Source organism: Pseudomonas sp. B16(2017) (genome assembly GCF_002113205.1).
Classification (GTDB): Bacteria; Pseudomonadota; Gammaproteobacteria; order Pseudomonadales; family Pseudomonadaceae; genus Aquipseudomonas; species Aquipseudomonas pharyngis.
This window is the reverse complement of the sequence record NZ_NEKA01000004.1, coordinates 145,997-170,198: the sequence shown is the minus strand read 5'-3', so window position 1 is coordinate 170,198 and position 24,202 is coordinate 145,997. Positions and strand designations below refer to the sequence as shown.

The window sequence follows — 24,202 nt, the reverse complement described above, 5'->3', positions numbered from 1 at the left end:
TATCATGAGCGAGGGTCACGGCAAGAATGAGCAAGCCATCGCTGGCGCTGCACGCGAACTGTTCGTACTCGGCCAGAAAACGGTGGCGGCGCGTGCAGTGCTGGCAGCGGTTCATAAAGAACTCAACCAGGCCAATGCCCAACTCGTCGATAGCCACCATGTCGAACAATTGATTGAAGCCAACCAGCAACTGGTGCTGTCAATCCTGTCGGCGCAGTCGGATGCAGAAAATCCGACAGTCGCCCAGGCAGAGCAGCAAATGTATCTCGAATTGCGCGAGGCAAACGAGAAGCTGGTGATAGCCGCGCTGAGTGCCCAGGATTTGCAGGCGGCCGCTGAACATGCGCTGGAACAGCAACGCAACTTCCTCAACCTGGTTGCACACGAACTTCGCAATCCTCTGACACCCATCAGCATGATTGCCGGCCGGCTGGTACGTGTGCCGAGTGAGGAACTGCCGCGCATGCAGGTGTTGATAGAGGGGCAAGTGAAGCAGATGTCCCGCTTGGTCGAAGACCTGCTCGATATCGCCCGCGCCAGTACCGGCAAGTTTCGACTTGATTGCCAGCGTGTCGATATGGCTCGAATCATTCATGAGGCGATAGATGCCTGCAGCCCGCTCATGATCGCTAACAGTTTGAGTTTCAGCTCGAATCTGCCGGGATGCGCCTTGATGGTTAATGGTGATCCAGCGCGCCTCACTCAAATCCTCGGCAATCTACTGGGCAACGCCGCCAAATATACGCCCGCCAATGGCACGGTCTCACTGACTGCGACGATTGAAGTCGACCACCTGACGATATGCATTCGCGATACCGGTATTGGAATAACGCCCAAGGCACTGCCGTTCATTTTTGAGCCGTTCGTACAGGATGTTCACGCGGTCGGTTTCAATGGCGCAGGCCTGGGCATTGGACTTACGGTCGTGCGGGAATTGATCGAAGCCCACGGCGGTACTGTGACGGGGACCAGTTCGGGAGAAGGGAAGGGTAGCGAGTTCGTCATGAAACTGCCCTTGGCTGATCATTGACGCCATCTACAAGTCGTCCACCGTTATACCAAGGCCTCTGACTGCGGGAGCCCAGCGGAAATGCTTCGCGCTGCCATTTTAATCAGCGGTAGCAATTGCTTTTTTTCTTGCCGATTGCTGTCCACACACTCTTTTCCACCCTGGGCGGCTCCCGCAAGTGTCAGCGGATGAACTACGCTCCTGAAACAACCCCCGCAGATTGAAGAAAACAGTGCAAAGGGTCGATACGACCACAAGGCTGGAGGGAACCAACAGGCCATTCTTCAGGATCCGGTTTCCCTGATGTTTCATTGCTCGGAGTACGCTCCGTGAGAAACCAGCAGCGCTTGTTTGTTCTTCTGTTGCTCGCCGTACTCTTTGGTGGGTGTACGACCCCCAATGTCCTCCACGAACCCAGTCAGGCTTTGCCGGCAAGCGATTCGGCGTTCGGGCGTTCAATCAAGGCCCAGGCTGCCCCGCATCAGGGCCAATCGGGGTTTCGTTTGTTATCCGAAAGTGCCGAAGCGTTCAGTGCCCGCGCCGAGCTGATTCGTAATGCCCAAAGCAGCCTGGACCTGCAGTACTACATCGTCCACGACGGCATCAGTACCAGAATACTGGTGAGCGAGTTGCTCGACGCCGCCGACCGCGGCGTCCGCGTGAGGATTCTGCTCGATGACACCACCAGCGATGACCTGGACCGGATTATCGCGACGCTGGCGGCGCACCCGCTGATTCAAGTGCGCGTGTTCAATCCGCTGCACCTGGGACGCAGCACCGTCGTAACGCGAACGATGGGGCGGCTGTTCAATCTGTCGCAGCAACACCGACGGATGCACAATAAATTGTGGGTGGCAGACAACTGTGTGGCAATCGTCGGAGGCCGCAATTTGGGCGATGAGTATTTCGATGCGCAGCCTGACAAGAATTTCAAAGACATCGATATGTTGAGTGTCGGCCCGGTTGCGGAGCAGTTGGAGCAAAGTTTTGATCAGTATTGGAACAGTGCGCTGAGCAAGTCGATCGAGCAGTTTCTCTCGATCAGGCCGACGACCAGGGACCTGCAAAATACCCGGACCCGGCTGGATGAATCCCTGGAGGAAACACGCAAGCAGGATCACGCGCTCGATCAGCAATTGATGACCTACACCACTCAACCACGCCTGAATATCTGGCGCCGGGAGCTGATCTGGGCCTGGAACAAAGCGATGTGGGATGCCCCGAGCAAGGTATTGTCCAAGGGCGAACCCGCTCCGCACTTGCTGTTGGCCACCCAGTTGGCGCCTGAACTTGACGGCGTCAGCAAGGAGTTGATCATGGTTTCGGCCTATATGGTGCCTGGTCAACCGGGATTGTTGTACTTGACCGGTCGTGCCGACGCCGGCGTGTCGATCACCTTGTTGACCAACTCTCTGGAAGCTACCGATGTACCCGCCGCGCACGGCGCTTACGCGCCTTATCGAAAAACCTTGCTCAAGCATGGTGTGCAGTTGTTCGAATTACGCCGCCAGTCCGGCGACAATGCCGACAGCCGCAGCGGACCGCGTCTGTTTTACAGCGGGTCCTCCAGCAGTTCCGACTCCAGCCTGCATAGCAAGGCGATGATTTTTGACCAGCAGAAAGCTTTTATCGGGTCGTTCAATTTTGACTCGCGATCCTTATTGTGGAACACCGAAGTCGGGGTGTTGGTTGATGATCCCGAACTCGCGGGGCGGGTGCGTGAACTGGCCCTGGAAGGTATGGCGCCTGCTCTGAGTTATCACACCGTGCTGGAAAAGGATCAACTGGTCTGGGTCACCGAGGATGACGGCAAAAAGCATACGTTGACCAGGGAGCCGGGGAGTTGGTGGCGACACTTCAATTCGTGGCTGAGCAGCGCGATCGGGCTGGAGAGGATGCTATAGAGACCGCATCAAGTTTGGGTCTGCGACCAACCGGACAACGACGGGCGATACTGCCAGAGCTCGTTCCATTCCTTTTTCAAGAGCAGGATGAATCATGCGAATGAGAGCAGGGGAAACGGCGAGGCGTATCAGCCAATGGGTCATGATTGCAGGGATCAGCCTCATCGCAATCGTCGCAGATGCGCAGGTTCAAACCAGACCTCAAACCATTGAAGAGATAAAAGCCTTGCTGGACTATGTCGAACACAGTGAGTGTCAGTTTGTGCGCAATGGCAGCGAATACCCAGGTCCCCGTGATCGAGCGCATCTGGAGAAAAAGCTGAATTATCTTGAAGCCAGGAACAGGGTGAACAGCGCAGAAGACTTCATCGATCTTGCTGCCACTCAAAGCAGCATCAGTGGGCGCGCCTATGAGGTGCGTTGTGCAGAACGCACAGAACCCGCCAGCAGCTGGTTGAAGAGGGAGCTCGACAGGCAACGGCAACTTCATTAACGGGCCTTGGAGATGAAGGCTTTGCCTGATGCTGGCGGCTGAATTTCATATAGCCCAAGTGTAGCTTTTTATTCCTAAAACGAAGTTCATATTAATTTTATAGTGCGTTTTAATCTAACCAGGCATTTCCTGATTGGAGCATTCGCACTTGAAGATCCCGACACATTTGACACTTGGCCTGGCGCTCGCCGTCAGTTGCGCTGCAGCCTTCGCCGGGCCCACCCTTGATCGCGTGACGCAAAAAGGTGAGCTCACCGGTGTCCTGATGGAGAGTTACCCGCCGTTCTCTTTTCTCAATGACCAGAACCAGCTCGACGGCTTTGATGTGGATGTTGCTAAAGCTGTGGCCGAGCGCCTTGGGGTCAAGCTGAAACTTGAAACACCTTCCTGGGACGTGATTGCCGCGGGGCACTGGAACGGTCGATACGACATCTGCGTGTGCTCGATGACACCGAGTAAGGCGCGGGCCGAAGTATTTGATTTCCCCGTGGAGTATTACCAGTCACCGGCGGTGATCGTGGTCAATGCGAAGGACAAGGACATCGTCACTGGCAAAGATTTGTCCGGCAAAAAAGTCGGTGTGATCAGTGCGTCGACTTATGAGGCCTATCTGAACAAGGATCTGGTCATTGAAGGCGCCGAGGACAAACCGTTGAGCTATCCGTTCGACAATGTCCAGATCGCCCCTTACGACAATGAAACCGTTGCCTTCCAGGATCTCGCACTGGGTACTGGCGTGCGCCTGGATGCCATGGTCACCAACCTCATCACCGCGCGTGAACGCATCGCTCAGGATCCGCGTTTCAAGATTGCCGGAGATCCACTGTATGCCGAGCCGAACGTCGTGGCGGTCGAGAAGGGCGATCCGCAATGGAATGCGAAAGTCACCGAGGTCATTGCGCAACTCAAGACTGACGGCACGCTGAGCAAAATATCCCGCAAGTGGATCGGTTCTGATATCAGCCAATGACAGCCATCAATCCGCATCCGGCCAAAGCGGCCAACAGCCCGCAAAAGCAGCCGCCACTGACACGTCAGCTGTTCGGTTTTCGCACGCGCCTGTATCTGACGTGGGCGGCGCTGTCGGGTCTGGGCGTGTGGTTTTTCATGCGCTTCGATCTGAAGTTTTCGATCATTGTGGAAAAGTTGCCGAACCTGATCGGCCTGCATCTGGGGCCGAACGGGTTCTTGCAGGGCGCGGCGCTGACGATATTCCTGTGTTTCTGCTCGATCTGGTTTTCGTTATTGCTGGGCTTTGTCACCGCGCTGGCCAGACTGTCGAGCAGCGCCGTGGCGTTTGGTATCGCCAGCTTCTACGCCTCATTCTTTCGCGGCACGCCACTGTTGATCCAGATCCTGTTGATCTATCTGGGGCTGCCGCAGTTGGGCGTGGTGCCAGGCGCAATCAGCGCCGGGATCATCGCGCTGTCGCTCAACTACGGGGCTTATCTGAGTGAGATTTTCCGTGCCGGCATCCTCGCTGTTGCCCCAGGTCAGCGCGAAGCGGCAGCCGCACTGGGCCTGAGGCCGGCCGCGACGTTCATCCATATCATCCTGCCGCAAGCCATGCGCACGATCATTCCACCGACCACCAGCCAGTTCATTTCGATGCTCAAGGACTCGTCCCTGATTTCGGTCATGGGGGTTTGGGAAGTGATGTTTCTGGCGCAGTCGTACGGGCGCTCGTCCTACCGTTACATTGAAATGCTGACCACCGCAGCCGCCATCTATTGGCTGTTATCCATCGGTCTCGAACTGATCCAGCATCGCCTCGAACGCCATTACGGCAGAGGCTTCAAGCATCAGCGCTGAGCCATTCCGTTGAATGATTTCTTGCAGGAACCAAGATGTCCGATCCCAAACCTCTGCTTTTTGCACTCTATGAACAAGCCAGTGTCGGGTGCGGCGGTGCGCCGAGTCTGTGGACGCACCCGGCTGACGAACGCCTGGCGATCAACTCGCTGGGCTACTGGTCAAACCTGGCGCGGATTGCCGATCAGGCGCACCTCGATATGTTGTTCTTTGGTGATGTTCTGGGTTTCTACGATGTGTTCGGCGGCAATGCCGATGCGGCCATGAAATGGGCGGTGGAAGCACCGGCCAACGATCCGTTGATGATCATTCCGGCATTGGCGGCCGTGACGGAAAACCTGGCGTTTGGTGTCACGGTGACCACCAGTTATGAGCATCCGTTTACCCACGCCCGGCGCTTCAGCACGCTTGATCACCTCACCAATGGGCGAGTGGGCTGGAACATCGTCACCTCTTACTTGTCCAGTGCCGCCCGCAATTTCGGGCTGGAGCAAATGATCAAGCATGACGATCGCTATGAACGCGCCGAGGAGTTTCTCGACGTGGTGTACAAACTCTGGGAAGGCAGTTGGGCCGATGACGCCGTGGTTGCCGACAAGGCCCGCCAGCTGTATGCCAGAGGCGAGCGGGTGCGACCGATCAATCATGAGGGTGCGCACTATCGTGTGGCCGGGCCGCACCTGACCGCTCCGTCCCCGCAGCGCACCCCGTTGCTGATCCAGGCGGGCTGGTCGGGACGCGGTCGAGAATTCGCCGCCAAGCATGCGGAACTGATCTTCATCGCCAAATCCAACCCGCAGGACATCCGTCAGGGCCTGGAAGACATCTGGGCCCAGGCTCAGGCGCGGGGGCGTCAACGTGAGGACGTGAAATCGTTGACGGTATTGCGCATCGTCACGGCCAAAACCGAAATCGAAGCCCAGCGCAAATACGACGAGTTGCAAAGCAACTATCACTTGCAGGCACAACTGGTCAGTTACGCCGGCGACACCGGCATCGACATCAGCCGCTACGCCGACAGCGATGCACTCTCGACGCACACCGAAGGCCTGACCTCTTACGTGATGCGCCCCGATGGCAGTGGCAAGCCGCTGACGGCGGGTGATGTGAAAAAGCGCTTCGCCAGCGTTACCCGTGGCAGCGACCTGATTCTCGTCGGTACACCGCAGCAAGTCGCCGAGCGCATCGAAGAGCACGCGCGAATTTCCGGCACCAGCGGCTACATGCTCAACCCGTTGATCAGCCCAGGCAGCCTTGAGGACTTTGTCGAACTGGTTATTCCCGAATTGCAAAAGCGAGGGCTGTACCGTACTCAACCGCAGAGTGGCACTTTCCGCTCGCGGTTACGGGCAGATCACTCCAGTCACCTGCCAGCCTCGGCCTATGGGGCTTCGTTCCGCTTCGACAAGGCGCTTTATGGCTGACGCTATTTAACCGCATACACCTTGCGTACGTAGCGCGTGCTTTTCCAGGCGCACGGTGCCCCGCGCGCAACAAATACGCTGTCGCCGGTATTGACGGTCATGCTCGAGCCCTCAGGGGTCTGCAACGTTACGGTTCCTTCGATCAGGTACATCAGCTCATTGAGCTTGTGCGGGCGACCGTGACGTTCGTAGGGCGTCGAGTCCCACACGCCGACACGCAGATCGGTTGTGGCGTCTTCGAAGGCATTGCGTGAGCGGCATTGCGGTGCCGGACCGATCAGTATCTGCTGCTCCGGCGCGGCGGAGGGAGATAGGTGCGCCAGCGGGTCGAGCGGGGTCAGGCCGGGTGTCGCGGCTTCGGTGGCCATGGCGCAAAACGCCCATCGGGTGCCGGTCTTTGCTTCGATCCGCAGGGCCGTGCCGCGGCCGATGACCGCGCTGGTGCCAACGGCCAGTTGCAGCGTCCGCTCCCGGGTTTTCAACGTCACATGCCCCGCGTGAACCACGATCACCTCGGTGTGCGGGAAGTCCTCGATATCAAGGCTTGCGCCTGCTTTGACGATGCCTGCAGATATGCCGTCGCTCCCTGACCAGGCGACCTGACGTCCGGTCGAGAAAGGGTCTGCAGCGTTCAAGGGTTGCTGTTTGAAAGCGGTGTCGACGCGACTGCCATCGGCGCGAGCCAGCAGCATGATGCAAGGTTCGAACATACGGGTGAAGCTCCAGGTCTTGAGGGAATTTCATGGGGGGCGACCAGCGCCAGCCCGATAGTCAGCCGATGGCTTGGGTGACCAGGGCAAACTGCCGAACGCCATGGTGTGCCTGCGGTGCAGCACCGCGGGACATTTGGGCCACGGTGTCGACCTTTTTCAGGCCGGCGGCCTCCAGCCAATCGGCCAGGCCACAATCGGCTGGAATATCGATGCGCACAAAGGCGTCCGGTATCCCGGCCAGCAATGTCGCGATCAGATGTTGGGCCTGCCCAAGGTTTTCGGCGATCAACGGGCCGATGCAACGACCGCGACCGAACGGGCGCAGCAGGGCGAAGGCGCGCAACTGGCCGGCGCGCACAATGCCCACCGAATGCTCTACGACAGTGAACAGATCGCTGAGCACCGCTTGCCGATCCAGCCCGCTGCCGGCATTGGCCAGTTCCAGCACCCGCCCATGATCCGCCTCGTGCAGCGGGCGGCATTCCTCACCGTCTGCCAATGGTCCGGGCACGGGGGCTTGCGCCAGGCCCTGATGCTGCTGAATCCGGCCAAACTCGACAAAACCCTGGCTGGCATACAGCGGTGCGCCGGCCACGGTCGCATTCAATATCGCCGTGCTTGACTGGCAAGCCTGCAGCGCGTGTTCCATGAGCTTTCGCCCGATGCCCTGGCCCTGGTAATCGTCACTGACAATGACCAGGCCAATGGTCGTGAAATCACCTTGCGGGCAGGCGAACGCGGTGCCGATCAAACGCTCGCCATCGAGTACGACAAAGCCCTTGCTGACCCGTTGCAGCATGGCCCAGTCGTCAAGTCGATGGGGCCACTTCAATTGCACGGACAGGGCATGGGCCTTGGGCAGGTCGTCGGCAGTCATCGGCCGATAGACGTAGGAAGGGAGTGGGGTGGACATGGCGATTCTCCGATCAAGAGTGTGCGCTGGCGCCGGGTTTTGCGGCGAGGTGACGCCTGTATCCCATCTGGATGAAAGCCTGACAAGGGGGCAGGGAATATTCGGCAGATTCCGCGAAGCACGGTCCCAAAGACCACACTTACTACTTAATCCGGGCCTCGTGTCGGCAGCAAATGCTTGGGCCTTTTTACCCTATAAAAGGCTTGTACCGAGCCTCGTCGCTCAGGCGCAGGATGTACGTTCAATCGCCTCGATTCAGAACCGGGCTGAGATGCGCCGCAGCAACTGATGCCACGGCTGCGATGGGGCGCAGTTTCTGCGGGCAAAGTCGCTGCCCGAAGTCCAAAGCGGCTGATAAAGGTCCATAAGTGCGCATAAACCGGGGCTTTGCCCAAGGCTGGAGCGCACCGCAAAGTCTGCTGAGCGGCGTGACCAAAACGGTGATTTGTATCGAACGGAGGTCGCTTTTAACGCCATCTGCTGATTTCACGGTGTTGTAATGACGGTGTGCTGCAGCGTTGCATCGCTACTGCGCAAACCAGGCAAATGCTTGTAGCGCCATTGACCTCAACGAACTTCAGGAACGCACTCAATGAGCTTTCTTCGCCCCAAATTCATTACCTTCGACTGCTACGGAACGCTGACCAATTTCCACATGGGTACGATGACCCGCGAACTCTTCGCCGATCGCGTTCCCGCTGAGCAGATGGATCAGTTCGTCAAGGATTTCTCGGCCTATCGCCTGGACCAGGTCATGGGCGACTGGATGCCGTATGACGAGATTCTCAAGATCGCTCTGGCGCGTACCTGCAAGCGTTGGGGAATCGAATACCGCGAAGAAGGCCAGCTGTATTACGACGCCGTTCCGACCTGGGGCCCGCACCCGGACGTACCGGCCGGCCTGTCGAAAATCGCCGACAAGATTCCCCTGGTGATTTTCTCCAACGCCAGCAACAGCCAGATCATGTCCAACGTCGAAAAACTCGGCGCACCTTTTCACAAAGTCTTCACGGCCGAACAGGCACAAGCCTACAAACCACGTCTGGCGGCGTTCGAGTACATGCTCGACAACCTCAACTGCGGCCCGGAAGACATCTTGCATGTGTCCTCCAGCTTCCGTTACGACCTGATGCCGGCCCACGACATGAAGATCAAGAACAAGGCCTTCGTCGCCCGTGGCCACGAAGTACCGGGCAATGCCTTCTACAGCTACCACCAGATCCCGGACATCGGCGGTCTGGCCGCACTGGTCGGCCTGTAACGACATCCTCATTGGCAAAGGCGGGATTGAACATGGGCAGTGAATCCTACTGGCTCGACAGCGCACCGGCCTTCACCGGCGCACAGCTCGGCGGTTTGCCCGGGCAAGTCGATGTGGCCATCGTCGGTGGCGGTTTCACCGGGCTGGCGGCAGCCCGGGCCCTGGCGCTCAAGGGCGCCAGTGTGGTGGTGCTGGAAGCCGGGCGCGTGATCGGCGAGGCTTCGGGACGCAATGGCGGGCAGTGCAACACGGGGGTGGCGCAAGATTACGCCAGCCTCAGCGCCAGCCTCGGTGCCGACCGGGCCAAAGCCTATTACCAGGCTTACGAAAGTGCCGTGCAAAGCGTTGTCTCGTTGGTCGAGCAGGAGCAGATCGCCTGTGACCTGTTGCGCAACGGCAAGCTGAAACTGGCGGCAAAACCGCTGCACTACGAAGGGCTGGCCCGCACCTGCGAGCTGATTCGCAACGAAGTCGATGCCGATGTTGAATTGCTGTCTGCCGAACAGACCCGCACCGAAGTCAACTCTGCGCAGTTCCATGGCGGCCTGTTGCAGCGCAATGGCGTGCAGATGCACGTCGGGCGTTTCGGCGTCGGTCTGGCAGAAGCGGCGGTGCGTCACGGCGCGCTGATCCATGAGGGCACCTCGGTGCTCGACTGGAAAGCCCGGGCTGGTGGTTATCAGGTCAACACCAGCAAGGGATCGCTGCACGCCGGGCAGGTTCTGCTGGCGACCGGTGCCTGTCAGCACGGTGGTCTGGGCTGGTATCGGCGGCGGATTGTGCCGGTGGGCAGCTTCGTCATTGCCACCGAGGTTCTGCCGCGGGCGCTGATCGACCAGTTGCTGCCGGGGCGCCGCGCTTATGTCACCAGTCGAATGATTGGTAACTACTTCCGCCTGACCCCGGACAACCGCCTGCTGTTTGGCGGGCGCGCGCGGTTTGCCATGTCCGACAGTGTCAACGATGCCAAGAGCGGCAAGGTGCTGCAGGCGGCAATGATCCAGATGTTTCCGCAACTGGCCGGCGTCAGGATCGATTACTGCTGGGGCGGCCTGGTAGACATGACCTCCGACCGTTTGCCGCGAGCCGGCCAGCACGGCGGCGTGTTCCATTCGATGGGCTACAGCGGCCACGGCGTGCAGATGTCGGTGCACATGGGGCAGGTGATGGCCGATGTGATGGCGGGCAATGCCGAGGCCAACCCCTGGCGTGAACTCGACTGGCCGGCGATCCCCGGGCATTTCGGCAAGCCGTGGTTCCTGCCTTTCGTGGGCGCCTATTACCGCTTTCAGGACTATTTGCATTGAGCTGATGCTGTGGCTTTACCGTCGTTTGCGTTTCCAGGACGTTCCGGCCAACCGGAACACTTGAGCCTTCTTAATTTCGACAGGTAGCACTGAAATGACTGATCACAAGAACGACTCACCTCTGATCTCGGGCGAAGAAAGCCTGCGGGTGTTCGAAGGCCTCAATCGCGGCATGTCACGCCGTCACGCGTTGCAAATGCTCGGCGTGGCCGGTGTAGCGGCTGCCGGCGCCGGCAGCCTGTTCGGTGCCGCGGGCAAGCTGTTGGCCGACGATACGGCGACGCCGGGCAAAGGCAAGCAGGGTGGGCGCATACGTGTCGCCGGCATGTCCAGCTCCACCGCCGATACCCTCGACCCGGCCAAAGGCGCGCTGTCCACCGACTATGTGCGGCATTACATGTTCTACAACGGCCTGACCCGTTTCGACGCGCACCTGGTGCCGCAACTGGAACTGGCCGAGCGCATCGATAACACCGACGCGACCCTGTGGACGATCACCCTGCGCAAGGACGTGACTTTCCACAACGGCAAAACCCTCAGCGCGGCCGACGTGGTGTTCTCGCTGTCACGCCACAAGGATCCGCTGACCGGCTCCAAAGTCATGCCGCTGATGGAGCAGTTCGCCGAAATCAAGGCCACAGGGGCCAACGAAGTACAGATTCGCCTGACTGCCCCGAACGCCGAATTGCCGTCGATTCTGGCCGTCTCGCATCTGCTGATCGTTCCCGAAGGCACCACTGACTTCAACCAGGGCGTTGGCACCGGACCGTTCAAGGTCAAGGAGTTCAAACCGGGTGTACGTTCGGTCGCCGCACGCAACACCGGCTACTGGAAGCCTGGCCTGCCGTACCTCGACGAAATCGAATTCATTGCCATCGGCGACGAGCCGTCGCGGGTCAACGCGCTGCTGTCCGGCGACGTGCACATGATCAACGAGGTCAACCCGCGCTCCACCGACCGGATCAAGGCCAGCGCCAAACACCGGGTCGTTGATGCGCCGTCGGGCAACTACACTGATTTGATCATCCGTCAGGATCAACTGCCGGGTCAGAACGCCGATTTCACCCAGGCGATGAAGTACCTGCTCGATCGCGAACAGATCAAGTCGGCGGTATTTCGCGGCTTTGCCGTGGTCGGCAACGATCATCCGATCGCGCCCGGCTCGCGCTACTACAACAGCGACCTGCCGCAAACAGTCTACGACCCGGAAAAAGCCAAGTTCCTGCTGAAAAAAGCGGGCATGGAAAACATCAGCATGGAGCTGTTTGCGTCGCCTGCCGCAACGGGTTCCGTCGATATCGCAGTGCTGTTGCAGCAGTCGGCCAAACAGGCCGGGCTCAAACTCGACGTCAAGCGCCTGCCGAGCGACGGCTACTGGTCCAACCACTGGATGAAGCACCCGATCAGCTTCGGCAACATCAACCCACGCCCGAACGCCGACGTGATGTTCTCGCAGTTCTTCCAGTCGAAGGCGCCGTGGAACGAGTCCGGCTGGAAGAACGAACAGTTCGATCAGTTGCTGATGCTCGCCCGCGGCGAAACCGACGATGCCAAGCGCGGCAAGATGTACGCGGACATGCAGACCCTGGTGCACGACCACTGTGGCATCGGCATACCGGTGTTCATCAGCAACATCGACGGCGTCGATCAACGGATCAAGGGCTACGGCAGCAACCCGCTCGGCGGCTTCATGGGTTACATGTTCGCCGAGCAGGTCTGGCTGGACGCTTGAACAGAGCCGTCGAAATGAACGGCAAGCCAGGTGCAGGAGGGTAGGCGATGAATAGCAGCACACTGTGGTTGATCGGTCGACGGCTGGGCGCCGCGATCGTGACTTTGTTGATCGTATCGATGGTCGTGTTCGCGATCACGGCGGTACTGCCTGGAGACGCGGCGCAACAATCCCTTGGCCAGTTTGCCACTCCGGAACAGGTGGCGGCGCTGCGCCTGAAACTGGGGCTCGATCAACCCGGTGTGGTGCGTTACCTGCACTGGTTGATGAGCCTGCTCAGTGGCGATATGGGCGTGTCGGTATCCAACGCGATGCCGGTCGTCGAGCTGATGGCCGGGCGCGTGCCCAACACCTTGATGCTGGCGGCCGCCACGGCGCTGGTGTCGGTGCCGGTGGCGCTGGTTCTCGGCATCGGCTCGGCGATGGGTCGTGGCGGGCGGATCGACAGTGTCTTGAGTTTCACCACCCTGGCCATGGTCGCGGTGCCAGAGTTTCTGGTGGCGACCCTCGCGGTGCTGATCTTTGCGGTAAACCTGGGCTGGTTGTCGGCGCTGTCCTATGCCAGCGACATCACTTCACCGTGGCAATTCATGCGCACCTACGCCTTGCCGGTGATGACGCTGTGCTGCGTGATCGTTGCGCAAATGGCGCGGATGACACGCGCGGCAGTAATCGACCAGCTCGACAGTCCCTACGTGGAAATGGCCCGGCTCAAAGGCGTCAGTCCGATGCGCATCGTACTGCGCCACGCTTTGCCCAATGCCATCGGGCCGATCGCCAATGCGATTGCGCTGAGCTTGTCGTATCTGCTCGGCGGGGTGGTGATTGTCGAAACCATCTTCAACTATCCCGGCATCGCCAGCCTGATGGTCGATGCCGTGACCAACCGTGACATGGCACTGGTGCAGGCCTGCACCATGTTGTTCTGTACGGCTTATCTGGGTCTGGTGCTGATTGCCGACCTGTGCGCGATTCTGTCCAATCCGAGGCTGAGAAACCAATGAACAATCTCATTGTGAAATCGACGCCCGCGGCCCCCGATCTGTCAGCCGGCAAGGTGTCTCACGGGCCCGCGTGGCTGGGACTCATCGGCGCCGCCATCTGCGTTATCTGGCTGCTGGTTGCGTTGTTCGGCCCGTGGCTGGCGCCGCACCCGGTCGGCGAGGTGGTCTCGGGCAACGTGTTCGACAACATCAGCGCGGTGTACCCGTTCGGCACTGATTATTTGGGCCGCGACATGCTCAGCCGGGTGCTCGTCGGCGCACGTTTCACCGTGGGCCTGGCGTTGATTGCGGCGGTGCTGGCCAGTGCGCTGGGCACCGGTTGTGCGCTGCTGTCGGTGGTGTCGCCGAAGTGGCTGGACGAAGTGATCAGCCGCTTGATGGACGCCTTTATCTCGATCCCGAGCAAGATGCTCGCGTTGATCATGGTTTCGGCATTCGGCTCTTCAGTGACCCTGCTGATCAGCACGGCAGTGTTGAGCTTCGCCCCGGGCGCGTTCCGTATCGCCCGCAGCATGGCGGTGAACATCGAAGCGCTGGAGTATGTGCAGGTCGCCCGTACCCGTGGCGAGCGGCGCTTGTACATCGCCTGCGTGGAGATCCTGCCGAATATGCTCAACCCGGTGCTGACTGACCTGGGCTTGCGGTTTGGTTTCATCGTGCTGCTGCTCAGCGGCATGAGTTTTCTCGGGCTGGGCGTGCAACCGCCGGATGCCGACCTCGGTTCGCTGGTGCGGGAAAACATCGGCGGCCTCAATCAGGGTGCGCCGGCCATCGTCATCCCGGCGCTGGCCATCGGCACCCTGACCATCGGCGTGAATCTGTTTATCGACAGAGTGTCGTCGCGACGCAGTCGCCGCACGGGAGGCCATTGAAATGACCCAATTGATTCGAGTTGAAGACCTGCGCGTGGTCGCTTGCGGCGAACACGGGGAAACCGAAATCGTCAAAGGCGTGAGCTTTGCCCTGGAACAAGGTGAAGTGCTGGCGTTGATCGGCGAGTCGGGCTCGGGCAAGACCACCATTGCCCTCGCTCTGTTGGGGTATGCCCGACGGGGCTGTCGGTTGTCCGGCGGCGTGGTACAGGTCGGCGAGCACAACATGCTCGCGCTCAGCGAGCAGCAATTGCAGGGCCTGCGAGGTAATCGGGTGTCGTATATCGCGCAGAGCGCTGCGGCGGCTTTCAACCCGGCGAAGAAGCTGATCGACCAAGTGGTGGAGGGCGCGTTGATTCATGGCCTCGGCACCCGCGCCGCCCTTGAGGCCAAGGCCATTGAACTGTTCCGCGACCTGGCCCTGCCGGACCCGGATCACATCGGCCAGCGTTACCCGCATCAGGTGTCCGGCGGGCAACTGCAGCGGGTGATGGCGGCAATGGCGCTGATCAGTGATCCGTTGCTGGTCATCCTCGACGAACCGACCACGGCGCTCGATGTGACGACCCAGATCGACGTGTTGCGAGCGTTCAAACGCGTGGTGCGTGACCGTGGCGCGACAGCGGTGTATGTGTCCCATGACTTGGCCGTGGTGGCGCAAATGGCCGATCAGATCGTCGTGCTCAATGGCGGCCAGATCTTCGAACAAAGCGCCACGGCGGCGCTGCTCAAAGGCCCGCGTCATGAATACACCCGCAGTTTGCTGGCCGCCGCGCGGCCGGACACGACGATCCGCCCACCTGGCGGTATTGCCGAAGAAACCCCGCTGCTGACCATTCGCGGCCTGACTGCCGGTTACGGCAACAAGAACACCCAGGGCATGCCGGCCATTCGTGTACTGGAAGACATTGATCTGACCGTGCGCCGGGGCCAGGCGATTGGCGTGATCGGCGAGTCGGGTTCGGGCAAGTCAACGCTGGCCCGCGTGGTGGCCGGCCTGCTCACGCCGGCATTGGGCGGGCTGACCTTTGACGGGCAACCGCTGGGCGGTTGTCTGGCCGAACGCAGCGACGAGCAATTCCGGCGGATCCAGATGGTGTTCCAGAACGCCGACACGGCGCTCAATCCGATGCACAGCATCAGCACGATTCTGAGTCGGCCGCTGAAGATGTATTTCAACCTCAAAGGCGCGGCGTTGCGCGAGCGTATCGGCGAATTGCTGGATCTGGTGCGCCTGCCGCGAGCCCTGGCCGAGCGTCGTCCGAGCGAGTTATCCGGCGGGCAGAAACAGCGGGTGAACCTGGCGCGGGCACTGGCGGCCAAACCCGATCTGATCCTCTGCGATGAAGTGACCTCGGCGCTGGACACCGTGGTCGGTGCCGCGATTCTCGAATTGCTCCGCGACTTGCGTCAGCAGCTCGGCGTGTCCTACCTGTTCATCAGTCATGACATCTCCACCGTGCGCGCGCTGTGCGATGACGTGGTGGTGATGTACAGCGGCCACAAGGTTCAGGCCGGCAGCCGCCAGTCATTTGCGCAGGCACCGTTCCATCCCTACACCGATCTGTTGATTCACTCGGTGCCGGAGCTGCGCCAGGGCTGGCTGGAAAACTGCGGGACGACTTGCGGCGAACTGCCGCCCATCGGGCCCAAAGCCAATGTCGCCGAACTGTGCACTTTCCTCAATCGCTGCCCGGTGCGCGTCGATGGCCTGTGCAACCGCACGGCACCCAATCGCCGAATCATCGACGGTGGCAGTGAAATTCTTTGCCACCACGACAGCGTCGAACTGCTGAAAACCCAGCGGGACGTGACCACCTTGAATCAGGGAGCCTATGCATGAGTGCTCGTTTTGTGAGACTGGCCGAGCAGGGTCGGGTGACCGTCCGGTTGACCGTGGATGGCGTGCCCATCCAGGCGTTGCAGGGCGACACACTGATGGTCGCATTGCTCACTCAGGGCAATGCGCTGCGCCAGTCGGAGTTCGATGCCGGTCGACGTGCCGGGTTCTGCCTGATGGGCGCCTGCCAGGATTGCTGGGTGTGGACGCGCATCGGCGAACGTCTGCGTGCGTGCTCCAGTGAAGTCCGTGAAGGGCTGGATCTCGTCACCACACAACCGGAGGCGACATGGCCACTGCACGGGTAGTTATCGTCGGCGCCGGCCCTGCGGGGATTCGCTGCGCCGAGACGTTGGTGAAGGCCGGCATCAAACCGGTCCTGATCGATGAAAATCGCCGCGACGGCGGCCAGATCTATCGGCGCCAACCCGAAGGTTTCACCCGCGACTACCGCGCGCTGTACGGCACTGAAGCGGCCAAGGCGCGCGACCTGCACGAGAGTTTCGAGCGCTTGCGCCCACACATCGATTACCGCCCTGACACGCTGGTGTGGAATCTGGTGCCCAGGCAGTTGTGCTGCGTCAGTCAGGGGCACCATACGACGGTGGACTACGACGCACTGATCCTCTGCACCGGCGCCACGGACCGTTTGATGCCCATTGATGGCTGGCAACTGGCGGGTACCTACAGCCTCGGCGGGGCGCAAATCGCGCTCAAGTCGCAGGCGGTTTCCATCGGTCATCGCGTGGTGTTCATGGGCAGCGGCCCGCTGTTGTATCTGGTGGCCAGCCAGTACGTGAAGGCCGGCGCCAACGTCGCCGCGGTGCTTGATACATCGCCGATGAGCAAACGCATTGTGGCGCTGCCGAAGATGCTCGCGCGGCCTGGGGTGTTGCTCACCGGGATGAAACTGTTGGCGCAGTTGTATCAGGCGAAAATTCCCGTGCACCTGGGGATCAAGCCGGAGCTGATATCGGGAGATGCCACCCGCGGCGTCAGTGGCGTGCGCGTGCGCTCAGCCAAAGGCGAAACCCTGGACATCGATTGCGATGCCGTGGCCCTGGGGTATCACTTGCGTCCGGAAACCCAGTTGGCCGATCTGGCCGGGTGCCGCATGCGTTTTGATGAAGCATCCGGCCAATGGTGGCTGGCGCTTGATGAAGAGGGCCGCACGTCGGTCAGCGCTGTGTATGCCGCCGGCGACGGGGCAAAGATCCGCGGCGCCGATGCGGCTGAACATGCCGGACGTCTGGTGGCGATGGCGCTGCTGGAGGATCAGCAGCAACCGGTGGATGCCGGCTTGCGCGCAGAGCAACGGCGTGCACTGGCGGTGATGGATCAGTTCCGCCTCGGTCTGGCGCAGGCATTTCCCTGGCCCGCCGAACAGGCCGGGGCGTTGCCGGATTCGGCGATCGTCTGTCGCTGCGAGATGATCAGCGCGGGCGAACTGCGCCGTACGGTCAGTGAAAAGGGCGCGTGTGAAGTCAATCGGGCCAAGGCTTTCAGTCGGGTCGGCATGGGCCGTTGCCAGGGCCGCTACTGCTCGCAGGCCGGCGCCGAAGTGATTGCCGCCGCGGCCGGCGTCAGTGTGCAGCAGGTCGGCCGTCAACGCGGTCAGGCCCCCGTCAAACCGTTGCCGATGGTGATCATCGAGGAGCCGTCATGAACCCGCAGAAAAGTGATGTATTGATTATCGGCGGCGGCATCATGGGCGCGGCGTCAGCGTTTTTCCTGCGTCAGCGCGGGCACTCCGTGACGCTGCTCGAGCGCGACCTGATTGGCCAATACGCCAGCGGCGTCAACTTCGGCAACGTGCGGCGTCAGGGCCGTTATCTGGGGCAACTGGAATTGGCCAACCGTTCGTTTGCGCTGTGGAAGCGCTTGCCGGAGCTGATTGACGACGATCTGGAATTCATCGCCAGCGGCCACATGCGCGTGTGTTACCGCGAAGACGAAATTGCCGAGCTCGAGGCGTATGCCGCTGCACCGGAGGCGGCCCAACTGGATCTGCAGGTCTATCGCGGCGCTGAACTGCATCGGCGCTTTCCGTTTCTGGGACCGGACGTGAAGGGGGGCTCCTACGCGCCGCATGACGGTCACGCCAACCCGCGTCTGGCGGCGCCGGCATTTGCCCGGGCGGCGCGGCGGATCGGTGCGCGTATCGAAGAACAGACCGAAGTGGCCCAAGTGCAGAAAAATGCAGGCGAGTTCAGCGTCACCACCACCGATGGCCGGCAATACCGCGCCGCACAACTGCTGATCACCGCCGGGGCCTGGGGCGAGAAACTGTCCGCGCAGTTCGGCGAACCGGTTCCGCTGGACACCCATGGCCCGCAGATGGCGGTGACGGAACCGGTGCCGTACGCCTTGCCGACGGTGATCGGTGTATTCACCAAGATCCCTGAGGAAGTCATTTATTTCCGGCAGATTCCGCGCGGCAACATCATCATTGGCGGCGGCTATCGCAGCAAACCGGACATGCTCAATCGCCGCGCCTATGTCGAGCCACGCAGCATCCTCAACCAGATCCGGCAAATGCGCCGACTGCTGCCGGGCGTCGGCAATCTGAACATCATTCGAGTCTGGAGCGGCATCGAAAGCTATCTGCCGGACTCGCTGCCGATCATGGGGCCAAGCGGTACGGTCGATGGTCTGTATTACGCGTTCGGCTTCTGTGGCCATGGCTTCCAGTTAGGGCCGGGCGTCGGTGACGTCATGGCTGAATTGATCAGTACCGGCAGTACCTCCACGTTGATTGAACCCTTTTCCATACGCCGGTTCGCCCCCTTGGCCGAACAACGGAGCAAAGCCTCATGAAACCCCGTGTACTGGAGATTCTCAAACGATTGATTGCGTTCGATACCGTGTCGTCGGAATCGAACATGGCGTTGATCGAGTACGTTCGCGAGTTGCTGCTGAGCAAGGGCATCGAGTCGCTGATCGTCAAGGACGAAAGCGGCAAGAAGGCCAATCTGTTTGCCAGTACCGGTCCGAAAGACCAACCGGGCATTCTGCTGTCCGGACACACCGACGTGGTGCCAGCAGCGGGGCAGGCGTGGACTGTTCCACCGTTCCAGCTGACGGAGCAGAACGGGCGGGTTTACGGGCGCGGCAGTTGCGACATGAAAGGCTTTATCGCCCTGTCCATCGACGCGATGCTTGACGCTGCTGAACATTCCCTCAGCCGTCCGCTGCAACTGGCGCTGTCACACGACGAGGAAATCGGCTGCGTTGGCGTGCGGCGTTTGCTCGATGTGCTGCACCTGGCGCCGGTGCGACCGTTCCTGTGCCTGATCGGCGAACCGACCAACATGCAGTTTGTGCTGGGGCACAAGGGCAAGGGCTCGTACCGCACTTATTGTCGGGGGCTGGAGGCGCATTCTTCGCTGGCGCCGCGCTCGGTCAACGCGATCCACGTGGCCTGCGATTTCATTGCTGCGTTGCGTGAATCCCAGCGCCAACTGCAGGAGCAGGGCGCCCGGGATGCCGATTACGACGTGCCTTACACCACCGTGCACGTCGGCCAGATCGGCGGTGGCCGGGCGCTGAATATCGTGCCGAACCTTTGCACGGTGGATTTTGAGGTGCGCAATTTGCCGGCCGATGATCTGGAACAGATTCTCGCCCAGATGCAGGAGCGTGCCGAGGTGATCGTGCGCGAGGCGCAGAAGCTCTCAAGTGTGGCGGCCATCGAGATTGAAACGGTCAACGTCTATCCCGGACTGGACACCCACCCGAGCGTCGAAGCGGTACGTTTTCTGAAAAATTTCGCGGCGCCGGATACCGCGACGTCCAAGGTTTCGTTCGGTACGGAAGGCGGGTTGTTCAAGCAGCGTCTGGATGTGCCGGTGGTTGTCTGTGGGCCAGGATCGATCGAGCAGGCGCACAAGCCGGACGAGTTTATCGAGATCAGCCAGATGGAGGCGGGGGAGCGCTTTCTGGAGGGTTTGCTCGGTTCGCTGAAACGATAGGAAACAGCAATTCTGCTGTTCCACCGTCAATTTCAGCAGCCGACACTGTCCGCTACGCGCTTTCAGCATCCTTATCCGTCGAGTCTCCCTAGACTGGAATCTGTCTCGGATCAGGACTCGACCATGCTCAAGAATCGTTTGAAAGACCCCGGTCTTCTCGCAGAACTCGCTTATGTGAACGGCCAGTGGATCGGCGCCGATGACCGCGCGACCCTGGATGTCGTCGACCCGGCCAGCGGCGAATTGATCGGCCGCGTGCCCGCCATGCAAGGCGTGGAAACCCGACGCGCCATCGCCGCCGCCGAACAGGCCTGGCCCGCCTGGCGGGCACGACCGGCCGCCGAACGAGCGGCGCTGCTGGAGCGTTGGTATCAGGCGATGATCGACAACCTCGATGATCTGGCGCTGATCATGACCTGCGAACAAGGCAAGCCGCTGAATGAAGCCAAAGGTGAAATCCGCTACGGTGCGGGTTTCGTCAAATGGTTTGCCGAAGAGGCTCGGCGGATTTACGGCGAAACCATGCCGGCGCCCAGCGGCGACCGCCGACTGTTGACCCTCAAGCAACCGGTGGGTGTCTGCGCGGCGATCACGCCGTGGAATTTCCCCAACGCGATGATTACCCGCAAGTGTGCACCGGCTCTGGCGGCGGGGTGCCCGATCATCGTCAAGCCGTCGGATCTGACGCCGCTGTCAGCGCTCGCGTTGGCGGTGTTGGCTGAGCGCGTCGGCATTCCGGCCGGGGTGTTCAATGTGCTGACCGGCATGCCCGCCGGGATTGGCGAAGAGCTGACCGGCAACCCGACAGTGCGCAAGATTTCCTTCACCGGTTCCACTGCGGTGGGCCGTTTGCTGATGCGCCAGAGTGCCGAACACATCAAGCGATTGAGCCTGGAACTCGGCGGCAACGCACCGTTCATTGTGTTTGACGACGCTGATCTTGAGCAGGCGATTACCGGGATCATGCTGAGCAAGTTTCGCAACGCCGGGCAGACCTGCGTCTGCGCCAACCGGATTCTGGTACAGGACGGCATTTACCAGCGTTTTGCCCAGCGTCTGGTCGAGGAGGTCGGCAAGCTCAAGGTCGGCAATGGCCTGCAAGACAACGTGACCATCGGCCCGCTGATCAACAAGGCGGCCGTGAGCAAGGTGGCCCGCCACATCGATGATGCCTTGAGCCAGGGCGCGCAGTTGCTCTGCGGCGGCGTTCCCGAGGGTGACAGTCAATTTGTGCAACCGACGGTGCTTGGCGGTGCCCACGCCGGCATGCTCCTGGCCAACGAAGAAACCTTCGGCCCCGTCGCGCCGCTGATGCGGTTCACCGACGAAACCGAAGCCTTGGCCCTGGCCAACGCCACACCGTTTGGCCTCGGCGCCTATTACTTCACTCAAGACTTGCGGCGTTCATGGCGTTTCGGCGAGGCGCTGGAATTCGGCATGGTTGGCCTCAACACCGGAATCATCTCCATGGAAGTCGCGCCGTTCGGCGGCATCAAGCAATCGGGGCTGGGTCGTGAAGGCAGCAAATACGGTCTTGACGAATACCTTGAAGTCAAAGCCTTCCACATCGGCGGCTTGTAACTTCACAACAACGGAGGAGCCACAACTGATGAGCAAGGTCTTCAAGATCGCCGCGATTGCCGGCGACGGGATTGGCAAGGAAGTGTTGCCCGAGGGGCTGCGGGTTCTGGAGCAGGCCGCGAAGAAATGGCAGCTGGACTTGAGCATTGAAGTGCTCGACTGGGCGCATTGCGATTATTACCTGGAACACGGGCAGATGATGCCCGAGGACTGGTTCGAACAGCTCAAGGGCTTCGACGCGATTTACTTCGGCGCCGTGGGCTGGCCGGAGAAAGTGCCGGACCATATTTCCCTGTGGGGGTCGCTGCTGAAATTCCGTCGCGACTTCGACCAGTACGTGAATATCCGGCCGGTGCGCTTGTTCCCCGGGGTGCCATGCCCGTTGGCTGGACGCGAACCGGGGGATATCGATTTCGTGGTGATTCGCGAGAACACCGAAGGCGAGTATTCATCGGTCGGCGGCAAGATGTTCGAAGGCACCGAGCATGAGTTCGTGCTGCAGGAGTCGGTGTTCACCCGCCGGGGTGTCGACCGGATTCTCAAGTTTGCCTTCGACCTGGCCCAGACCCGGCCACGCAAGCGCCTGACCGCAGCGACCAAGTCCAACGGCATTTCGATCAGCATGCCGTACTGGGACGAGCGCACCGCGCTGATGGCCGCGCAGTACCCGCAGGTGACGTGGGACAAGCAGCACATCGATATCTTGTGCGCGCGCTTCGTTCTGCAACCGGATCGGTTCGATGTGGTGGTGGCGTCGAACCTGTTCGGCGACATCCTCTCCGACCTGGGGCCGGCGTGTGCCGGAACCATCGGCATTGCGCCGTCGGCCAACCTTGATCCGCAGCGACGTTTTCCGTCGCTGTTCGAGCCGGTGCATGGTTCGGCACCGGACATCTATGGGCAGAACATCGCCAACCCGATTGCGATGATCTGGTCCGGGGCGCTGATGCTCGATTTCCTGGGCAACGGTGACCAGCGTTACCGCGCAGCACACGACGGGATCTTGCAGGCAATCGAGCGGGTGATCGCCGAGGGCCCGATCACCCCAGACCTGGGCGGGCAGGGCTCGACCCAGGATGTCGGCAGGGCCATCGCCGAATTCCTCTGAAACATCGTCATCCTCTGCATGAGTGAGCCTGCTCGCTCATGCAGAGGGTCTGAATCAGTAGCCCTTGTTGCGGTCGATCTGACCGTTCATGGGCTCGCCGCGTTCGAAGCGGCGGATGTTCTCCAGCAGGACAGCAAATGCGCTTTCCGGCTGGGTCATTGCCGCGATATGTGGCGTCAGCAGAATCTGCGGATGGCCCCAGAAGGGATGATCCGTCGGCGCCGGTTCGTTCTGCACCACATCCAGCACCGCGCCGCTGAGTTGCCCGCTGTCCAGCGCTTGGAGCAAGTCGTCTTCCACCAGATGCCCACCGCGCCCCATGTTGATCAGTGCCGCGCCACGCGGCAATTGGCGAAACAACTCACGGTCGAGAATGCCACGGGTCTGCTCGGTCAGCGGCAATACGCACATCACAATGTCGCACTGGCTCAGAAACGCCGGCAGTTGCTCGCGACCGGCAAAACACTCGACGCCGGCAATCCGATGCGCACTGCGCGCCCAGCCCTTGAGGGCAAAGCCCAAGGGCTGCAAGGTGGCGAGAATCTGCTGCGCCTGAGTACCGAGGCCCATCACTCCCACCCGACGCTGATGCGCCGGCTGCAGCAGGTGCGCCTGCCAACACCGCGCCATCTGCTGCTGGCGATAACGCAACATGTCCCGGTGCAAAGCGAGCACGGCAAAACTGGCGTACTCGCACATGCCTTGGGTGATCCCGGGATCGAGCAGGCGCACCACCGGAAGACCTGGCGGGATACGGCTCAGATCCAGTTGATCGACGCCGGCCGACAACGCAAACAACACCTGCAGATTCGGCAGCACCGTCTGCAGATCTTCCGGCGCCTGCCACGCCGCCAGGTACTTGATGTCTGCGGGATCGCCGATGTCCGGCCAGGCGCGCCATTCGATGTCCGGGGCATGTTCGGCGAACAGTGCTTTCCACCGTTCGCCGCGCACGGGGTCAGCTTTGTAAAGCAGGGCCATGGTCAATTCCTGAGGAGGTTGAAGGTGCTCCCATCATCGCCCAACGCCAGAGCAGGATCTGTCGAAAGCAGCGCTGCGAACACTGCGCGCCACGTCATATACGCACGCGTCCGGCAGATTCGGCGGCCTGAAGGAATCTGCCGTTTGGCAGGGTGAAAACAGTCGATCCGGATTTCTCAGGGGCCAAGTTCGGCGTAGTTCGTTCCGCACAAGTCTTAATCTTAAGACCCTGTGTAACCACCTCCTGCATTCACTCCGGGCTGCCGGAATCACGAAG

The 24,202-nt window shown here is 60.7% G+C and carries 21 protein-coding genes; 18 read left to right on the top strand and 3 right to left on the bottom strand.

Annotation, left to right across the window (positions count from 1 at the left end):
• Positions 1 to 4 precede the first annotated feature (4 nt).
• The 6 genes from CAG25_RS08355 (at position 5) to CAG25_RS08330 (ending at position 6,642) form a co-directional block, all read left to right on the top strand.
• Positions 5 to 1,030: a sensor histidine kinase KdpD gene (locus tag CAG25_RS08355; RefSeq protein WP_085610325.1), complete on the top strand. Its 1,026-nt coding sequence runs from the start codon at positions 5 to 7 to the stop codon at positions 1,028 to 1,030.
• Between the two features lie 308 nt (positions 1,031 to 1,338).
• Positions 1,339 to 2,913, top strand: a complete 1,575-nt coding sequence (locus CAG25_RS08350) for a phospholipase D family protein (RefSeq protein ID WP_085610324.1) — start codon at positions 1,339 to 1,341, stop codon at positions 2,911 to 2,913.
• Positions 2,914 to 3,007: 94 nt separating this feature from the next.
• Positions 3,008 to 3,406, top strand: a complete 399-nt coding sequence (locus tag CAG25_RS08345; protein ID WP_085610323.1) for a DUF5329 domain-containing protein — start codon at positions 3,008 to 3,010, stop codon at positions 3,404 to 3,406.
• A gap of 148 nt (positions 3,407 to 3,554) precedes the next feature.
• Positions 3,555 to 4,376: an ABC transporter substrate-binding protein gene (locus tag CAG25_RS08340; RefSeq protein WP_039768560.1), complete on the top strand. Its 822-nt coding sequence runs from the start codon at positions 3,555 to 3,557 to the stop codon at positions 4,374 to 4,376.
• Positions 4,373 to 5,218 (top strand): amino acid ABC transporter permease, encoded by an 846-nt coding sequence (locus CAG25_RS08335; protein ID WP_085610322.1) that lies wholly within the window; start codon positions 4,373 to 4,375, stop codon positions 5,216 to 5,218. The genes CAG25_RS08340 and CAG25_RS08335 overlap by 4 nt, the downstream gene beginning before the upstream one ends.
• Before the next feature lie 35 nt (positions 5,219 to 5,253).
• A complete protein-coding gene (locus CAG25_RS08330; protein WP_085610321.1) occupies positions 5,254 to 6,642 on the top strand; it encodes an LLM class flavin-dependent oxidoreductase in 1,389 nt (462 codons plus the stop codon).
• A 2-nt stretch (positions 6,643 to 6,644) separates the two neighbouring features.
• On the opposite strand, the gene CAG25_RS08325 is transcribed toward CAG25_RS08330, so the two are convergent.
• Positions 6,645 to 7,352 (bottom strand): cupin domain-containing protein, encoded by a 708-nt coding sequence (locus tag CAG25_RS08325; RefSeq protein WP_085610320.1) that lies wholly within the window; start codon positions 7,350 to 7,352, stop codon positions 6,645 to 6,647.
• 61 nt (positions 7,353 to 7,413) lie between these two features.
• Positions 7,414 to 8,268 (bottom strand): GNAT family N-acetyltransferase, encoded by an 855-nt coding sequence (locus CAG25_RS08320; RefSeq protein ID WP_085610319.1) that lies wholly within the window; start codon positions 8,266 to 8,268, stop codon positions 7,414 to 7,416.
• Positions 8,269 to 8,860: 592 nt separating this feature from the next.
• On the opposite strand from CAG25_RS08320, the gene CAG25_RS08315 reads away from it, so the two are divergent.
• From CAG25_RS08315 to CAG25_RS08260, 12 genes are all read left to right on the top strand, one after another.
• Positions 8,861 to 9,529: a haloacid dehalogenase type II gene (locus tag CAG25_RS08315; RefSeq protein WP_085610318.1), complete on the top strand. Its 669-nt coding sequence runs from the start codon at positions 8,861 to 8,863 to the stop codon at positions 9,527 to 9,529.
• Between the two features lie 32 nt (positions 9,530 to 9,561).
• The gene (locus tag CAG25_RS08310) at positions 9,562 to 10,836 is read left to right on the top strand and encodes an FAD-binding oxidoreductase (RefSeq protein ID WP_085610317.1); all 1,275 of its coding nucleotides are present in this window, start codon (positions 9,562 to 9,564) and stop codon (positions 10,834 to 10,836) included.
• 94 nt (positions 10,837 to 10,930) lie between these two features.
• The gene (locus tag CAG25_RS08305) at positions 10,931 to 12,568 is read left to right on the top strand and encodes an ABC transporter substrate-binding protein (RefSeq protein WP_085610316.1); all 1,638 of its coding nucleotides are present in this window, start codon (positions 10,931 to 10,933) and stop codon (positions 12,566 to 12,568) included.
• A 47-nt stretch (positions 12,569 to 12,615) separates the two neighbouring features.
• Positions 12,616 to 13,572, top strand: a complete 957-nt coding sequence (locus CAG25_RS08300; protein ID WP_039768548.1) for an ABC transporter permease — start codon at positions 12,616 to 12,618, stop codon at positions 13,570 to 13,572.
• The gene (locus CAG25_RS08295) at positions 13,569 to 14,444 is read left to right on the top strand and encodes an ABC transporter permease (RefSeq protein ID WP_039768547.1); all 876 of its coding nucleotides are present in this window, start codon (positions 13,569 to 13,571) and stop codon (positions 14,442 to 14,444) included. The genes CAG25_RS08300 and CAG25_RS08295 overlap by 4 nt, the downstream gene beginning before the upstream one ends.
• Position 14,445: 1 nt before the next feature.
• A complete protein-coding gene (locus tag CAG25_RS08290; RefSeq protein WP_085610315.1) occupies positions 14,446 to 16,287 on the top strand; it encodes an ABC transporter ATP-binding protein in 1,842 nt (613 codons plus the stop codon).
• Complete coding sequence (locus CAG25_RS08285; protein ID WP_085610314.1) at positions 16,284 to 16,592, top strand: (2Fe-2S)-binding protein; 309 nt, start codon at positions 16,284 to 16,286, stop codon at positions 16,590 to 16,592. The genes CAG25_RS08290 and CAG25_RS08285 overlap by 4 nt, the downstream gene beginning before the upstream one ends.
• Positions 16,574 to 17,950: an NAD(P)/FAD-dependent oxidoreductase gene (locus tag CAG25_RS08280; protein ID WP_085610313.1), complete on the top strand. Its 1,377-nt coding sequence runs from the start codon at positions 16,574 to 16,576 to the stop codon at positions 17,948 to 17,950. The genes CAG25_RS08285 and CAG25_RS08280 overlap by 19 nt, the downstream gene beginning before the upstream one ends.
• Positions 17,947 to 19,101, top strand: coding sequence for an FAD-binding oxidoreductase (locus CAG25_RS08275; protein WP_085610312.1), 1,155 nt, complete (start codon positions 17,947 to 17,949; stop codon positions 19,099 to 19,101). Before CAG25_RS08280 ends, CAG25_RS08275 begins: the two co-directional genes overlap by 4 nt.
• Positions 19,098 to 20,255, top strand: a complete 1,158-nt coding sequence (argE, locus tag CAG25_RS08270; RefSeq protein WP_085610311.1) for an acetylornithine deacetylase — start codon at positions 19,098 to 19,100, stop codon at positions 20,253 to 20,255. Before CAG25_RS08275 ends, argE begins: the two co-directional genes overlap by 4 nt.
• Before the next feature lie 123 nt (positions 20,256 to 20,378).
• Positions 20,379 to 21,836 carry an NAD-dependent succinate-semialdehyde dehydrogenase gene (locus CAG25_RS08265; protein WP_085610310.1) on the top strand — a complete coding sequence of 486 codons (1,458 nt, stop codon included), beginning with the start codon at positions 20,379 to 20,381 and terminating at the stop codon, positions 21,834 to 21,836.
• Between the two features lie 28 nt (positions 21,837 to 21,864).
• The gene (locus CAG25_RS08260; RefSeq protein WP_085610309.1) at positions 21,865 to 22,944 is read left to right on the top strand and encodes a tartrate dehydrogenase; all 1,080 of its coding nucleotides are present in this window, start codon (positions 21,865 to 21,867) and stop codon (positions 22,942 to 22,944) included.
• Positions 22,945 to 22,998: 54 nt separating this feature from the next.
• Here CAG25_RS08260 and CAG25_RS08255 read toward each other — a convergent pair whose 3' ends face one another.
• The gene (locus tag CAG25_RS08255; RefSeq protein ID WP_085610308.1) at positions 22,999 to 23,925 is read right to left on the bottom strand and encodes a glyoxylate/hydroxypyruvate reductase A; all 927 of its coding nucleotides are present in this window, start codon (positions 23,923 to 23,925) and stop codon (positions 22,999 to 23,001) included.
• Between the last annotated feature and the right edge of the window lie 277 nt (positions 23,926 to 24,202).